Raw genomic sequence first — 15,970 nt, 5'->3', positions numbered from 1 at the left:
CGAAAAACGCCCAACTCTGAACCCTCTATCCCTGTAAGAGCTGCGGCAGGGGATTGCGATATATGCTTTTCGGGTCTTAATAAATAGCTTCTTATTCCTTAACGAATATAAATCCCGTCCCTATACTCGACACAGAACAGACACGCAGCAGGAGAGCTCCCCCATGCGCAACGAATCAATCCGCTATCTGATTGTGCCGGGCTGGCAAGGATCGCCAGAAGATCATTGGCAGTCCCACTGGCAAAACAGCCTGCCGAACAGCGCGCGCGTCGAGCAGGACGACTGGCTGACGCCGCGACGTGAAGACTGGGTCGCGGCGCTGGCCGAGGCGATTGCCGCCGACAGCACGCCAGTGATCCTCATCGCGCACAGCCTCGGCTGCGTCACCGTTGCGCATTGGGCGGCTACCGCGCCGGTGCAATATCTGCGGCAAGTGCGCGGCGCGTTACTGGTTGCGCCTGCCGATGTCGAGCGTCCGGCCTGCGCCCCGGCGTTGCGCAATTTTGCACCGATCCCCAGCGACCTTTTGCCGTTCCCGAGCCAGGTGGTCAGTTCCGATAACGACGCTGCCGTCAGTGCGCCGCGAGCGCTGGAACTGGCGCGCAACTGGGGTGCCGAGGCGGGGATTCTTGCCGGTGCCGGGCACATCAACGTGAAGTCCGGGCATCAGCGCTGGGAGCAGGGTTTTGCTTATCTCTATCGCCTGCAAAACCGCATGGAACAACACGCCCGGCGTCGCGCTTGAACCCTTTTGATTTTTGATCGCCCCCGTCTCCCGGCGGTTCAGGGCGGGAGTCTGCCATGAGTTTCGAAATTTTCGGTCAGCCGTTGCTGACCTTTCCCGATGCGGAAAAAAGCCCCCTGAGCATTCGCGCCAAGGCGCTGGTGTTCGTTGATCCACGCTCGCGCCAGTTGCGCGCAGAGCTTGAGCAATTGGCCCCGCGTTCGATCTCGGTGCTGATTCGCGGCGAGACCGGGACCGGCAAGGAATTGCTCGCCCGGCACATTCACCGTGCCAGTGATCGCAGCGGCCTGTTCGTCTCGGTCAATTGCGGTGCGATCAGTCCAACCTACGCCGATGCCGAATTGTTCGGTTACGCCGCCGGCAGTTACAGCGGCTCGGCCAGCAGCCGTGCTGGCTGGTTCGGCTCAGCCAATGGCGGCACCTTGTACCTCGATGAAATCGGCGACCTGCCGCTGCCGATCCAGATCAAATTGCTCGCAGCCCTGGAAAACCATGAAGTCACCCGCGTTGGTGCGCATCAGCCGAGTCCGGTGGATGTGCGCCTGGTGGCGGCGACCAGCATCGATCTGGCGCAAGCGGTGGACGCCGGGAAATTCCATGAACGGCTTTATCACTACCTCAGCGAAGGGCAGCTGGAATTACCGGCGCTGCGCGCGCGGATCGGCGACATCCTGTCGCTGGCTGAGTATTTTCTCGGCATCTATAGCCAGCGCCTGGATCTGCCCGTGCCGTTGATCAGCGAAGCCGCGCAACACGTACTGGAACAACACAGCTGGCCGGGCAACACCCGCGAGCTGGAAAACGTCATTCACTTTGCGCTGCTGGTGAGTACGGGGGACGAGATTCTGCCGGAGCATCTGAACCTGCCGGAGGTGTCTGGGCCGCAGGTTCAGATCGAAAAACTGGTGGCGCAGATTAACGTCGGTGGCAGTGTTGCCGAGCGTAAGGCGTTGAAAGATCTGCTGATTAATTTGAGTCAGGCGCTGTAAGCATTTTGTCCTGTATGAACAAAATGGAATATGAAGGTGAATAAACGTTATTGTCCGGGAATAAAAAATCCCGGTATTGTCCGCTTCACGCCAGCGATAGCACTTCACTGGCACTCGTATTAAATGCCGTCGTCGGTGACGACCGTGATTCTCGATAAGGACACTGCATGAAAAAGGTTCTGTTGTTTACCGCATTGGCGGCTGCTCTGACTGCTTCCCTGGCCCAGGCCGGCGAGAAACTGGTCGTTGCCGCGACCCCGGTCCCGCACGCCGAGATTCTCGAACTGATCAAACCGACCCTCGCCAAAGAAGGCGTGGATCTGGAAATCAAAGTTTTCACCGACTACGTGCAGCCGAACGTGCAGGTTGGCGAGAAGCGTCTGGACGCCAACTACTTCCAGACCCTGCCGTACCTGAACAGCTTCAACCAAGGCAAATACAAGGACGACAAGTCCAAGTACCTGGTGACCGTGCAAGGCGTACACGTTGAACCGTTCGGTGGTTACTCGAAGAAGTACAAAACCCTGGCTGAACTGCCAGACGGCGCAACCATCGCCATCCCGAATGAAGGCAGCAACAGCGGCCGTGCCCTGATCCTGTTGCAGAAGGCTGGCCTGATCGAGTTGAAAGACCCGAAAAACGCTCTGGCCACGCCGAAAGACATCGCCAAGAACCCGCACAACTTCAAGTTCAAGGAACTGGAATCGGCCCTGCTGCCACGCGTTCTGAACGAAGTTGACCTGGACATGATCAACACCAACTACGCGCTGGAAGCCAAGCTGAATCCGACCAAGGATGCACTGGTGATCGAGGGTGCAGATTCGCCTTACGTGAACTTCCTGGTTGCCCGTGAGGACAACAAGAACAGCGACGCCATCCAGAAACTGGCCAAAGCCCTGACCAGCCCGGAAGTCAAAGCGTTCATCGAGAAAAAATACAACGGCGCGGTACTGCCGGCGTTCTGATCTGACGCTATAGCGAACCCCTTCAAGGTTTGAAAAAACGCCGATGGCTAGTGATAGTCATCGGCGTTTTTGTGTGTGCCTGATTTGTGGCTTGTGAATGATTTTGTGGCGAGGGAGCTTGCTCCCGCTGGAGGCCGAAGGACTCCCATTGCGATCGATCAGAGATATCGAGTTGATCGGTTTGCGACTGCTGCGCAGCCGAGCGGGAGCAAGCTCCCTCGCCACAAAACAATGCGAGATTCAGATCTTTAACGTTCAGGCCACCCTGGACTTCAACGCCCGGCGCAACGCCACGAGCAATTTCACGATGTCCTGCGGGTCCAGTCGCTGCGGCACTTTTACGTCAGCCATGTTTTCTTCCTTGTGATGGTTTGGCCGGAGTCTGGCCAAAAGCTGTTCGTCCTTGGAGGGCTTTCGTGAAAAAAAGATCCTTCCTACAGCGCAAAGGAACATAGCCTTCTTCCTTTGCCGCAGCAAACCCACAAGATAGTTTTTTGGGTGATATCAATATGCTTTAACGGTATTTAAATTCTTCTTTTTATACCTTTAAAGTCGGTGCCTGCCGGACAGTTACCCGCTGTCCATGGACTGCACCAACGTCGCTTATCGAGCGACGTCCAGGATGTTTCATGACCTTCGATTACGCTTTTATCCTCAGCACCCTGCCGGCGTTTTTAAAAGCCGTGGGCGTGACGCTGCAGGTCGGTTTCATCGCCATCGGTACGTCGCTGCTGGTGGCGTTGCTCAACGCGACGATCCTGGTGTTCCGCACGCCTTACCTGCAACGTGCGGTCGGCCTGTATGTGGAACTGGCGCGCAACACCCCGCTGCTGATCCAGTTGTTCTTCGTCTACTTCGCTTTGCCGGCGCTGGGGATTCAGGTCTCCGGGTTCACTGCGGCGATCATCACCATGACCTTCCTTGGCGGCGCCTATCTCACCGAAGTGCTGCGCGCCGGTGTTGATGCAGTGCCGCAGGCGCAACTGGAATCCGGGCGTTCGATTGGCTTGTCCCACGGCCAGTTGCTGCGCTACGTGATCCTGCCGCAAGCAGGCATCCTCAGCTTGCCATCGCTGTTTGCCAATTTCATTTTCCTGCTCAAGGAAACCACTGTGGTTTCGGCAGTGGCGGTGCCGGAGATTCTCTACACCACCAAGAGTTACATCGCGCTGTACTACAAAACCTACGAAATGCTCGCCGTGCTGACGCTGATTTGCGTGCTGCTGTTCTTGCCGCTGTCGCTGCTGCTCAGCCGTCTGGAAAGGAGGCTTCAGCATGGCCAGTTCGGGTCTTGAACTGCTTTGGGTGTCGTTGCCGCAACTGGCAAAAGGCGCCGGGCAAACCTTGTCGATCTCGCTGCTGAGCATCGCCATCAGCAGTATTGGCGGCGTGCTCTATGGCGTGTTGTGCACACTCAACGTGCGATGGCTGAACACGATTCTGCGCGTGTATCTGGAACTGTTTCGGGCGATCCCGGTGCTGGTCTGGCTGTACCTGTTGTTCTTCGGGCTGCCGATCTTTTTCGGCCTGAGCCTCCCGAGCTTCTGGTGCGCGGTGCTGGTGTTGTCGCTGTGGGGCGCCAGCGAAGTCGGTGAAGTGGTACGCGGCGCGCTGCATTCGTTGCCGCGTGGGCAACGTGAGGCCGGGCTGTCGATCGGTCTGAACGCGCCACAACTGTACGGCTACGTGCTGCTGCCGCAAGCGCTGAAACGCATGACGCCGCCGACCATCAACGTCTACACGCGGATCATCAAGACCAGCTCACTGGCGGTGCTGATCGGCGTGGTCGATGTGATCAAGGTCGGCCAGCAGATCATCGAACGCACCTACGAATCGGTGCTGATCTACGGCGCACTGTTTCTGTTTTTCTTTTTCATCTGCTACCCGCTCTCGGCCGCTTCGCGCGTGCTGGAGCGGCGCTGGACGCAAGCATGAGCGCATTGATCGAGTTTCAGGGTTTCAACAAATTCTTCGGCGAGCAGCAGGTGCTCAACGGCATCGACCTGAGCGTGAAGGCCGGCGAAACGGTGGTAGTGCTCGGCCCCAGCGGCTGTGGCAAAAGCACCTTGCTGCGTTGCCTCAATGGCCTGGAAGTCGCGCACAGCGGTAGCCTGAAATTTGCCGGCCGCGAACTGCTGGGCAAGGACACCGACTGGCGCGAAGTACGTCAGCAGATCGGCATGGTGTTCCAGAGTTATCACCTGTTTCCGCACATGAGCGTGCTCGACAATTTGCTGCTCGGCCCGCTCAAGGTGCAGAAGCGCCAGCGCCGCGAAGCACAGCAGCAAGCCGAAGCCTTGCTCGAACGCGTGGGCCTGGCGGACAAGCGCGACGCCTTCCCGCGTCAGCTGTCCGGTGGTCAGCAGCAACGCATCGCCATCGTCCGTTCGTTGTGCATGAACCCACGGGTCATGCTCTTCGACGAAGTCACCGCCGCCCTTGATCCGGAGATGGTCAAGGAAGTGCTGGAAGTCATTCAGGGGCTGGCCCGCGAGGGCATGACCCTGTTGATTGTCACCCACGAAATGGCCTTCGCCCGTGCCGTGGCTGATCGCATCGTGTTCATGGATGCCGGGCGCATCCTCGAACAGAACCCGCCCGAGATTTTCTTTACGAATCCGCAAACCGCACGCGCGCAGCAGTTTCTGGAGAAGTTCTCCTACGTCGAAGCTTTCCCTTCAAGAGCTTTGCCTGAAACGACTCACACCAAGGAACTGGAACTGCTATGAAAACTGCCAAGACATCCCTGTTTTTCCTGCCACTGCTGGGGCTCGCGCTGCTGGCCGGCTGCAACAAATCCGAAGACATACCGAAGCCAAAGGTTGCCAGTGAAAGCGCTGCGCCTGCGAGTTATCTGGACAAGATCAAGGCCCGCGACAAACTGATCGTCGGCGTGTTCACCGACAAACCACCGTTCGGTTTCGTCGATGAGGCGGGGCGTTACGTTGGTTTCGATACCGACATCGGCCGGCGTTTCGCCAAGGACCTGTTGGGCGATGAGAATAAAGTCGAATTCGTTGCGGTCGAACCGGCGAGCCGGATTCCGTTCCTGCAAAGCGACAAGGTCGATCTGATCCTCGCCAACATGACCGTGACCCCGGAGCGCAAGGAAGCGGTGGAATTCACCAACCCGAACCTCAAGGTTGCGGTGCAGGCGCTGGTGCCACAAAGCAGCTCGGTGAAGAATCTCGATGACCTGGCGACTCGCACCACTATCGTCACCACCGGCACCACTGCCGACCTCTGGCTGACCAAGAATCACCCGGACTGGAAACTGCTGAAGTTCGAGAAAAACTCCGAGTCGTTGCAGGCGCTGGCTACAGGGCGCGGCGATGCTTATGCGCAGGACAATCTGGTGCTGTTCAGTTGGGCCAAGCAGAACCCGGGTTATCGCGTGCTGGAGCAAAAACTGGGTGCCGAGGCGCCGATTGCGCCGGCGGTGAAGAAGGGCAATATCGAGCTGCGCGACTGGGTGAATACCGAGTTGACCAAGCTCGGTGAAGAGAAGTATCTGCTCAAGCTGTACGACCAATATGTGCGTAAAGAACTGAGCGATGACACCAAGCCTGAGAGCGTGATTGTTGAAGGGGGCAAGTGGCAGGGGTGATCGGCAGTGATCATTGATTGAAGATCAAAAGATCGCAGCCTTCGTCAACGCCTACAGGGGAATGCATTCCAAATGTAGGAACTGCCGCAGGCTGTGATCTTTTCAGCTGTTCTATCAGTCAGGCCAATTCCATGCGGGTTCGTCCAGGATTCGCTGGCCGACGATGCCGGTCTGTCCCAGCGTCTTCTCCAGCACGATGCAATTGCATTCCGGGTCTTCCTGCAATGCCGAAATCAATCGCCGTGCATGGGACACCACCCACACCTGGCACTCCTGCGAAGCGCGGATGATCAAGCGTGCCAGCGCTGGCAGCAGATCCGGATGCAGACTGGTTTCCGGCTCGTTCAGCACCATCAGCGATGGCGGACGGGGTGTCAGCAGTGCCGCGACCAGCAGCAGGTAACGCAGGGTGCCGTCCGACAATTCTGCCGCTGACAGCGGCCGCAGTAATCCTTCCTGAAAAAACTCGATGGCAAAGCGTCCACCCGCTTGAGCCTCGATGTGCAGTCGCGCACCGGGAAAGGCATCGGTAATGGCTGCACGCATCGCGTCGCCGTCGCCGATTTCAATAATGGTCTGCAACGCCGCGGCCAGATCCCTCCCGTCGTGGTGCAGCACCGGCGTGCGCGTCCCCAGTTGCGGCTGGCGCACCGGGGCGTCGGCGTCGCTGCGAAAGTGATCATAAAAGCGCCAGCGACGGATGAACTCGCGCATCTGAAACACTTCCGGTGAACTGCGCAGGCTGCCGACCTGATCGAACAGGCTGTCGAAGTTCGGCGTATGTTGCGCCAGCACGTCCCATTTTCGCTCGTTGCGGGCGCGGATCATCGGGCCATCGCGGTCCACCAGCAGGCTGGCAGGGCGGTAATTTGCCCCGGCCCATATGCATTCGCGTTTGATCTGTGGATCAAGGCTGAAGCGGGAAGGGATCGGCCGTGAATGCTCGGGTAGCATGAAGTGCCCGTTGGAGTCGGGCAGTCCCAGGCTGATTGAATAACTGAAATCCTCTCCGGCAAACCCCAGCCGCAGACGCTTCACTCCTTGGCGCACGGTCGGCTCGATCGGTACTTCGCCGTTGCGCATGCGCCGGCTGATGGTCTCCGGCCCGGCCCAGAAGGTCGAATCCAGCCCGCCCTCACGGGCCAGCGCATTGACCACTCCGCCCTGCGCGGTTTCGGCGAGCAGGCGCAGCGCTCGGTACAGATTGGACTTGCCACTGCCGTTGGGGCCGGTGATAAGGTTCAACCGGTCCAGCGGGATCACCAATTTGTTGATCGAGCGGTAATTGGCCACCGCGAGGGTTTTTAGCATGGGCGTTTCCTTTGCCGGAAGCGCTAGTGTGCCGCGCATCAACCTCTGTGGCGAGCGAGCTTGCTCGCGCTGGGTGCGCAGCGCCCCCAAAAGGTCCGGCGCGCTGTTTCAACTTCAAAAAATATCAGCAGGCTTGCGATTGCTGCGCAGTCGAGCGGGAGCAAGCTCCCTCGCCACAGGGGGGCGTCGCAGGGGAAATATCCGGATCAGGCGAGCGAAGCCGGAACCCTGTTCTAAGCTCACAGTCGTATCGTCACTTGCACGTTCGTACACAGGAAGGAGTCTGCATGGCGAGTCCCGGTTTGAAAACAATGATGGGCCTGAGTTTGCTGGTGCTACTCAGCGCTTGCGGCGATAAAAAGCCCCCTCCGGAATACCTGCCACGGGTCTTTGTGCAAGTGGTCAAACCCGCGGACTACGCGGCTTCCGTAACCCTCACCGGTGATGTACAGGCGCGGGTGCAGACCGAGTTGTCGTTCCGCGTCGGCGGCAAGATCATCCAGCGCATGGTCGATGTCGGTGACCGCGTCAGCGCCAAACAGGTACTGGCCAAACTTGATCCCAAGGATCTGCAAACCAACGTCGATTCCGCGCAAGCCCAGGTCGTGGCTGAACAGGCGCGGGTCAAACAGGCTGCCGCCGCATTTGTGCGTCAGCAAAAACTCTTGCCCAAGAGTTACACCAGCCAGAGCGAATACGATTCCGCCCAGGCTGCGTTGCGCAGCAGCCAAAGTGCTTTGAGCGCGGCGCAGGCGCAACTGGCCAATGCCAAGGATCAACTCAGCTACACCTCGCTGATCGCCGATGCGCCGGGTGTGATTACCCAGCGTCAGGCCGAAGTCGGTCAGGTGGTACAGGCCACCGCGCCGATTTTCACCCTGGCCCGCGATGGCGACCGTGACGCGGTATTCAACGTCTATGAATCGTTGTTGGCCGAGCGTCCTGCGGATCGCTCGATAGTCGTCAGCCTGCTGGATAACCCGGCGATCAAAACCACCGGCACCGTGCGTGAGATCACCCCATCGGTCTCGGCGCAGTCCGGCACCGTGCAAGTCAAAGTCACTCTCGATAAATTGCCGCCGGGCATGCAGCTCGGTTCGGTGGTCAGCGCCACCGCCAAGGGCAGCGGTAAATCGGCGGTGGAGTTGCCGTGGTCAGCGTTGACCAAAAACATCAGTGATCCGGCGGTGTGGATGGTCGACGACAAGGGCGAGGCGCAATTGCACACGGTCACGGTCGGTCGTTACCTGACTGGCAAGGTCATCATCAGTGAAGGCCTCAACGGTGGAGAGAAAGTCATCGTCGCTGGCGGACAACTATTGCACCCGGGGATGAAAGTCGAGATTGCCGAAAACACCTACAAGGATCTGCAGCCGGGAGCACAGCCATGAAGCGTTTGGGGCTGTTATCCGTCGGCTTGTTGTTGGCCGCTTGTTCGAAAAGCGAGCCGCCGCCGGAACCGGTGCGTCCAGTGCTGTCGATCAAGGTTCAAGCGTTGAACGAGGAGACCCTCGGGCGCTTCGCCGGGAGCATTCAGGCGCGCTACGAGAGCAACACCGGTTTCCGTGTCGGCGGGCGTATCGCCAGTCGTAACGTCGATGTCGGCGCCGAGGTGGAAAAGGGCACGCTGCTCGCCACCCTCGATCCGTCCGATCAGCAGAACCAGTTGCGTTCGGCGCAGGGTGATCTGGCAAAAATCGAAGCGCAATTGATCAACGCCCAGGCCAATGCGCGACGCCAACAGGCATTGTTTGATCGCGGTGTCGGCGCGCAGGCGCAACTGGACATCGCCAACACCGACCTGAAAACCACCCAGGCTTCGCTTGATCAGGCGCGGGCGGCGGTCAATCAGAGCAAGGATCAACTCGGCTACACCGAACTGCGCTCCGACCACAAAGCTGTGGTCACCGCTTGGAACGCCGAGGCCGGTCAGGTGGTCACTGCTGGCCAACAAGTGGTGACGCTGGCGCAACCGGACATCAAGGAAGCGGTGATCGATCTGCCGGACACCCTGGTCGATCAGATCCCCAGCGATGTGGTGTTTCTGGTGGCCGCGCAACTCGATCCGAGCATCAACACCACAGCGATCATCCGCGAAATCGAACCACAGGCACAAAGCGCCACACGCACCCGTCGCGCCCGCCTGACGCTGACTGAAACACCGCCAGGCTTTCGTCTCGGCACGGCGATCAGTGTGACCCTCAGTTCGGCGATCAAACCGCGTATCGAACTGCCCGTGACGGCGCTGCAAGAGGTCGATGGCAAACCGCGCATCTGGGTGATTGATACCCAGAGCAAAACCGTCAGCCCCCGTGACGTCAGCGTGGTCAGCCGCAACGACAGCACCGTGGTGCTGGCCGGTGGCGTCAAAAACGGTGAGCGCGTGGTCAGCGCCGGCGTTAACAGTCTCAAACCCGGGCAAGCCGTGAAACTCGACGAGGACAGTCAATGAAAGGCTCTTTCAACCTATCCGAATGGGCCCTCAAGCATCAGTCATTCGTCTGGTATCTGATGTTCGTCGCGCTGCTTATGGGCGTGTTCTCCTATTTCAATCTTGGCCGCGAAGAAGACCCGTCGTTCACCATCAAGACCATGGTGATCCAGACCAAATGGCCCGGCGCGACCCAGGAAGAAACCCTCAAGCAGGTCACTGACCGCATCGAGAAAAAACTCGAAGAACTCGACTCGCTCGATTATGTGAAAAGTTACACGCGCCCCGGCGAATCGACGGTGTACGTGTACTTGCGCGACACCACCAGCGCCAAGGACATTCCGGAAATCTGGTATCAGGTGCGCAAGAAGATCGACGATATTCGCGGCCAGTTTCCCCAAGGGATTCAAGGGCCGGGATTCAACGATGAGTTCGGTGATGTCTACGGATCGGTCTATGCGTTTACCGCCGACGGGTTGACGATGCGCCAGTTGCGCGACTACGTGGAGCAGGCGCGGGCCGAGATTCGTAACGTGCCGGGGTTGGGCAAGATCGAGATGATCGGTCAGCAGGATGAAGTGATCTACCTGAACTTCTCCACGCGCAAACTGGCGGCGCTGGGCATCGATCAGCGACAAGTGGTGCAGAGCCTGCAATCGCAGAACGCCGTGACTCCGGCGGGTGTGATTGAGGCCGGACCTGAGCGGATTTCGGTGCGCACCTCCGGGCAGTTTGCCTCGGAGAAGGATCTGGCCGAGGTCAATCTCAAGCTCAATGATCGCTTCTATCGTCTGGCGGACATCGCCGAAATTCGTCGCGGTTATGTCGATCCGGCGACCCCGGAATTTCGCTTCGACGGCAAGCCGGCCATCGGTCTGGCAATCGCCATGCAGAAGGGCGGCAACGTTCAGGAGTTCGGTAAAGCCCTGCACACACGCATCGACCAACTCACCGCCGATTTGCCGGTAGGTGTCGGCGTACACACCGTTTCCGATCAGGCGGTGGTGGTAGAAGAAGCTGTCGGCGGCTTTACCAGTGCGCTGTTTGAAGCGGTGATCATCGTGTTGGTGGTGAGCTTCATCAGCCTTGGCGTACGTGCCGGTCTGGTGGTGGCGTGCTCGATTCCGCTGGTGCTGGCGATGGTGTTTGTGTTCATGGAATACAGTGGCATCACCATGCAGCGGATTTCTCTCGGTGCGCTGATCATCGCCCTCGGCCTGCTGGTGGACGACGCGATGATCACCGTGGAGATGATGGTCACGCGGCTGGAGATGGGCGAGACCAAGGAGCAGGCGGCGACGTTTGCCTACACCTCCACGGCGTTCCCGATGCTCACCGGTACGCTGGTGACCGTCGCCGGTTTCGTGCCCATCGGCCTCAACGCCAGCTCCGCCGGTGAGTACACCTACACGCTGTTCGCGGTGATTGCGGTGGCGATGATCGTGTCGTGGGTGGTGGCGGTGTTCTTCGCGCCAGTCATCGGCGTGCACATCCTCAGCACCAACCTCAAACCCCATGCGGCCGAACCGGGGCGTGTCGGGCGGGCGTTCAACGGCGGTCTGCTGTGGTGCATGCGCAATCGCTGGTGGGCCATCGGCATCACCGTGCTGTGTTTTGCATTGTCGATATTCTGCATGCGTTTTGTGCAGAACCAGTTCTTCCCATCCTCGGATCGCCCGGAAATTCTTGTCGATCTGAACCTGCCGCAAAACGCCTCTATCGACGAAACCCGAAAAGCCGTCGACAAGCTCGAAGCGACGCTCAAGGGCGACCCCGACATCGTGCGCTGGAGCACTTACATCGGTCAGGGTGCGATCCGTTTCTACCTGCCGCTCGACCAGCAGTTGCAGAACCCGTACTACGCGCAACTGGTGATCGTCAGCAAAGACTTCGAGGCCCGTGAAGCCTTGAGTCAGCGCCTGCGCGAACGCTTGCACAAGGATTTCGTCGGCATCGGCAGTTACGTGCAGGCACTGGAAATGGGCCCGCCGGTAGGGCGTCCGATCCAGTACCGGGTCAGCGGCAAGGACATCGATCAGGTGCGCAAACACGCCATCGACCTCGCCACCGAACTGGACAAGAACCAGCACATCGGCGAGATCATTTACGACTGGAACGAGCCGGGCAAAGTCCTGCGCATCGACATCGCACAGGACAAGGCGCGGCAACTCGGGCTGTCGTCGGAAGACGTGGCGAACCTGATGAACAGCATCGTCAGCGGCTCGCCACTGACTCAGGTCGATGACGATATCTACTTGATTAACGTGGTCGGGCGGGCAGTGGATTCCGAGCGTGGTACGCCGGAAACCCTGCAGAACCTGCAGATCGTTACACCCGGCGGCACCTCGATTCCGTTGCTTGCATTCGCCACCGTGCGTTATGAACTGGAGCAACCGCTGGTGTGGCGTCGCGACCGTTTGCCGACCATCACCATCAAGGCCTCGGTGCGTGATGAGATTCAGCCGACCGATCTGGTGAAACTGCTCAAGCCGTCGATTGATGCCTTCGCCGCCAAACTGCCGGTGGGTTACAAAGTCGCCACGGGCGGTACGGTCGAGGAAAGCGGCAAGGCCCAAGGGCCGATTGCCAAGGTCTTGCCGCTGATGCTGTTCTTGATGGCGACCTTCCTGATGATCCAGCTGCACAGCGTGCAGAAGATGTTCCTGGTGGCGAGTGTCGCGCCGCTGGGGCTGATTGGCGTGGTGCTGGCGCTGGTGCCGACCGGTACGCCGATGGGCTTTGTGGCAATCCTCGGGATTCTGGCGCTGATCGGCATCATCATCCGCAACTCGGTGATTCTGGTGACGCAGATCGACGAGTTCGAGAAGAAGGGCTATGCGCCGTGGGATGCGGTGGTCGAGGCGACGGAGCATCGGCGCCGACCGATCCTGCTGACCGCAGCGGCGGCGAGCATGGGCATGATCCCGATTGCCCGGGAAGTGTTCTGGGGGCCGATGGCGTACGCGATGATTGGCGGGATTGTGGTGGCGACGTTGCTGACGCTGCTGTTTCTGCCGGCGCTGTATGTGGCCTGGTACAAGATTCGCGAGCCGAAGAAGGATGCGGCATAAAGCGAGCGCTTCGCGCTCATCGCCAGCAGGCTGGCTCCCACAGGGAGATGTGTTTCAGCAGTGACACGCTGGTTTCCACAGGGAGATGTGTTTCAGCAGTGACAGGCTGGTTTCCACAGGGAGATGTGTTTCAGCAGTGACAGGCTGGTTTCCACAGGGAGATGTGTTTCAGCAGTGACAGGCTGGTTTCCACAGGGAGATGTGTTTCAGCAGTGACAGGCTGGTTTCCACAGGGAGATATGTTTAAGCAGTGACAGGCTGGGTTCCACAGGGGCGAGATGAACTCCTACTGTGGGAGCTAGCCTGCTAGCGATGGCGTCCTCACAGGCTACCAGATTTACGCCAGACGCTGGCCAACCAGGGCTGCTGCTCCCGCGGCAGCCCCGCTGGCCGGAAGTAATGCTCCAGCTCGACAAACCCCGCCGCCGTCAGCAATCCGCGCCACGCCTCAAGATCGTGATACGAGCCATAACGCGGCCCATTCCAGCCCTCACGGTTATCCCCACGCGGATTCGAGCTGAATAACACGCCACCGGGTTTCAGCGTGCCATGAAGCTGCTTCAGCACTCGCGGCAGTTCCTGCAACGGCACATGAAACAACACCGCGTTGGCAAAGATCCCGTCGAAGCGTTCAGCCGGAAGTTCAAGCTTCAGAAAGTCCTGCTGCAAGACTTCGCAACCGCTGTCCTCACGCGCCATCCGCGCAAACTCCTGCGAACCGTCGAGCCCGACCGCGACGTGGCCCATACGGGTGAACGTCTGCAAATCGCGCCCCGGCCCGCAGCCGAAATCGAGGACAGTGAACGGTGCTGTACCCTGAATGTGCCGTAACAAGGCGTCGATGTTCTGGCTGACATCGTGATCGCGGGTGCCTTCACGGAAGTCTTCGGCCACCGCGTTGTAATGGCCGAGGGTAGTGGCGGTGATCTGTTCCAGGTCGGTCGGGGTCTGTTTCATGGTCGGGACTGCGCGGGAGATAGGGGTTCGGCGAATATACGCTATCGCTAGCAGGCTAGCTCCCACAGGGAAACGCATTCCAGCTGTGGGAGCTAGCCTGCTAGCGATAGCAATTGCCGAGTAGATGAGATTTTGCCTCAGCGCTTGTTCAAACCCCGCGCCAGACGATCCCCGCCCAGCTGAATCACCGCGACCAACGCCACCAGCAACACAATTACCGTCAACATGATCTGGCTGTCAAAACGCTGATACCCGTAGCGGTAAGCAATATCGCCCAATCCACCGGCGCCAATCGCCCCGGCCATCGCCGACGAATTAATCATCGTCACCAGCGTGATAGTGAACCCGCCGACAATCCCCGGCAGCGCCTCCGGCAGCAGCACATGCCAGACGATGTGCCAGCGTCGGCAACCCATCGCTTGCGCGGCTTCCACCAAACCGTGATCGACCTCACGCAAACTGACTTCGGCAATCCGCGCAAAAAACGGCGTGGCCGCAATCGTCAGCGGAACCACCGCAGCCCACACGCCGTAAGTGGTGCCAACGATCAGCCGCGTGAACGGGATCAGCGCCACCATCAGAATCAGGAACGGAATCGAGCGAAACAGATTCACGAATGCACCCAGGGCGCGGTTCAGAACCGGCGCTTCATAGATCCCGCCCTTGTCGCTGGTGACCAGAATCACCGCCATCGGGATTCCCACCAGCAACGCGATCAGCGACGACACGCCGACCATCAAAAACGTGTCGATAAACCCCTGCAACAAACGATCAAACCACATAACCCAGCACCTCCACTCGTTGCGCCCACTGCGCGGCGCGCTGACGCAACTCTTCAGCGGCGAAAGACGAACCGCTCACAGCCAGCAGCAGTTGCCCCAGCGCATGGCCCTGAATCCGTTCTACGCCGCCCTGTAGCAACTTCACCCGACCGCCAAGCGACGCGAACAGTGCAGCCAGATCGGGTTCATCACGGGCACTGCCGGTGAACTGCAAACGCAACACCACAGCCGCATCCAACGAAGGCGATTGCACCTGCAAACGGCTTTTCAGCTCTTCCGGCAACGCGTGTTGTAACGGTGCGAGCAAGGTCTGGCTGACTTCATGTTGCGGGTTGCCGAACACTTCCCAAACCGGGCCTTGCTCGACCACGCGGCCGTGTTCCAGCACCACCACGCGGTCGCAGATTTCGCGGATCACCGCCATTTCATGAGTGATCAACACGATGGTCAGGCCGAGGCGTTTATTGATCTCGCGCAGCAGGCCGAGGATCGACTGAGTTGTCTCCGGATCGAGGGCCGAAGTGGCCTCGTCGCACAGCAGAATATCCGGGTCATGCACCAGCGCCCGAGCGATACCGACGCGCTGTTTCTGCCCGCCGGATAGCTGCGCCGGATAAGCCTTGTGCTTGTCTTGCAGACCGACCAGTTCCAGCAGTTCTCGAACCTTTTGTTCGCGTTTTTGCTTGGGTACGCCGGCGACTTTCAGTGGTAACTCGACGTTCTGCCACACGGTCTTGGCCGACATCAGGTTGAAGTGCTGGAAGATCATGCCGATCCGTCGGCGCAGCGCCACGAGGCGATCTTCATCGAACTCACCGATATCCACTTGATCGATCAGCACCCGGCCCGAGGTGGGCTGTTCGAGGCGGTTGATGGTGCGGATCAGCGACGACTTGCCGGCGCCGCTGCGGCCGATGATGCCGAACACTTCACCACGCTGAATCGCCAGGTCGATGCCTTGCAATGCGGCGACCGGCCCTTGCCGGCCCTCGTAGGTTTTACCCAGGCCAATGAAGCGCACGTGGGCGCGATTGAGTTCCGGGCGCAGCTCTGTTTGTTCAGCATTCTTTGGCTCTGGAATATCCAGTCGCCGTTGGATCGCGGCCGTCATG

The 15,970-nt window shown here is 59.3% G+C and carries 14 protein-coding genes; 10 read left to right on the top strand and 4 right to left on the bottom strand.

What is annotated here, in order from left to right:
• Positions 1–163: 163 nt before the first annotated feature.
• From ACTWLJ_RS05810 to ACTWLJ_RS05780, 7 genes are all read left to right on the top strand, one after another.
• Positions 164–745 carry an alpha/beta hydrolase gene (locus ACTWLJ_RS05810; RefSeq protein WP_445180183.1) on the top strand — a complete coding sequence of 194 codons (582 nt, stop codon included), beginning with the start codon at positions 164–166 and terminating at the stop codon, positions 743–745.
• Between the two features lie 56 nt (positions 746–801).
• Positions 802–1,734 carry a sigma 54-interacting transcriptional regulator gene (locus tag ACTWLJ_RS05805; protein WP_401210947.1) on the top strand — a complete coding sequence of 311 codons (933 nt, stop codon included), beginning with the start codon at positions 802–804 and terminating at the stop codon, positions 1,732–1,734.
• Positions 1,735–1,901: 167 nt separating this feature from the next.
• Positions 1,902–2,699 (top strand): MetQ/NlpA family ABC transporter substrate-binding protein, encoded by a 798-nt coding sequence (locus ACTWLJ_RS05800; RefSeq protein WP_102354711.1) that lies wholly within the window; start codon positions 1,902–1,904, stop codon positions 2,697–2,699.
• Positions 2,700–3,328: 629 nt separating this feature from the next.
• On the top strand, positions 3,329–3,994 hold the full coding sequence (locus ACTWLJ_RS05795) for an amino acid ABC transporter permease (RefSeq protein WP_445180182.1): 666 nt from the start codon (positions 3,329–3,331) through the stop codon (positions 3,992–3,994).
• Positions 3,975–4,634, top strand: coding sequence for an amino acid ABC transporter permease (locus tag ACTWLJ_RS05790; protein WP_401210952.1), 660 nt, complete (start codon positions 3,975–3,977; stop codon positions 4,632–4,634). Before ACTWLJ_RS05795 ends, ACTWLJ_RS05790 begins: the two co-directional genes overlap by 20 nt.
• On the top strand, positions 4,631–5,428 hold the full coding sequence (locus tag ACTWLJ_RS05785) for an amino acid ABC transporter ATP-binding protein (RefSeq protein ID WP_445180181.1): 798 nt from the start codon (positions 4,631–4,633) through the stop codon (positions 5,426–5,428). The genes ACTWLJ_RS05790 and ACTWLJ_RS05785 overlap by 4 nt, the downstream gene beginning before the upstream one ends.
• Positions 5,425–6,306 (top strand): transporter substrate-binding domain-containing protein, encoded by an 882-nt coding sequence (locus ACTWLJ_RS05780; RefSeq protein WP_445180180.1) that lies wholly within the window; start codon positions 5,425–5,427, stop codon positions 6,304–6,306. Before ACTWLJ_RS05785 ends, ACTWLJ_RS05780 begins: the two co-directional genes overlap by 4 nt.
• 114 nt (positions 6,307–6,420) lie before the next feature.
• Here the strand turns inward: ACTWLJ_RS05780 and ACTWLJ_RS05775 are convergent, their stop codons facing one another.
• A complete protein-coding gene (locus ACTWLJ_RS05775) occupies positions 6,421–7,617 on the bottom strand; it encodes an AAA family ATPase (RefSeq protein ID WP_445180179.1) in 1,197 nt (398 codons plus the stop codon).
• Between the two features lie 287 nt (positions 7,618–7,904).
• On the opposite strand from ACTWLJ_RS05775, the gene ACTWLJ_RS05770 reads away from it, so the two are divergent.
• The 3 genes from ACTWLJ_RS05770 to ACTWLJ_RS05760 are packed head-to-tail and all read left to right on the top strand — an operon-like array spanning position 7,905 to position 13,119.
• A complete protein-coding gene (locus tag ACTWLJ_RS05770; protein ID WP_445180178.1) occupies positions 7,905–9,008 on the top strand; it encodes an efflux RND transporter periplasmic adaptor subunit in 1,104 nt (367 codons plus the stop codon).
• Positions 9,005–10,069 (top strand): efflux RND transporter periplasmic adaptor subunit, encoded by a 1,065-nt coding sequence (locus ACTWLJ_RS05765; RefSeq protein WP_445180177.1) that lies wholly within the window; start codon positions 9,005–9,007, stop codon positions 10,067–10,069. The genes ACTWLJ_RS05770 and ACTWLJ_RS05765 overlap by 4 nt, the downstream gene beginning before the upstream one ends.
• Positions 10,066–13,119, top strand: coding sequence for an efflux RND transporter permease subunit (locus tag ACTWLJ_RS05760; RefSeq protein WP_445180176.1), 3,054 nt, complete (start codon positions 10,066–10,068; stop codon positions 13,117–13,119). The genes ACTWLJ_RS05765 and ACTWLJ_RS05760 overlap by 4 nt, the downstream gene beginning before the upstream one ends.
• A 321-nt stretch (positions 13,120–13,440) precedes the next feature.
• On the opposite strand, the gene ACTWLJ_RS05755 is transcribed toward ACTWLJ_RS05760, so the two are convergent.
• The 3 genes from ACTWLJ_RS05755 to ACTWLJ_RS05745 all read right to left on the bottom strand — a co-directional run bounded on the left by ACTWLJ_RS05755 (position 13,441) and on the right by ACTWLJ_RS05745 (position 15,969).
• Entirely contained in the window at positions 13,441–14,076 is a 636-nt protein-coding gene (locus tag ACTWLJ_RS05755; RefSeq protein ID WP_445180175.1) for a class I SAM-dependent methyltransferase, read from the bottom strand.
• 137 nt (positions 14,077–14,213) lie between these two features.
• The gene (locus ACTWLJ_RS05750; RefSeq protein WP_401210973.1) at positions 14,214–14,858 is read right to left on the bottom strand and encodes a methionine ABC transporter permease; all 645 of its coding nucleotides are present in this window, start codon (positions 14,856–14,858) and stop codon (positions 14,214–14,216) included.
• Positions 14,848–15,969, bottom strand: coding sequence for a methionine ABC transporter ATP-binding protein (locus ACTWLJ_RS05745; RefSeq protein WP_445180174.1), 1,122 nt, complete (start codon positions 15,967–15,969; stop codon positions 14,848–14,850). The genes ACTWLJ_RS05750 and ACTWLJ_RS05745 overlap by 11 nt, the downstream gene beginning before the upstream one ends.
• Between the last annotated feature and the right edge of the window lies 1 nt (position 15,970).

The sequence above is a fragment of the Pseudomonas sp. McL0111 genome (assembly GCF_052567255.1).
The sequence above is the reverse complement of the archived record's forward strand: the minus strand, read 5'-3'. Positions and strand labels throughout refer to the sequence as shown.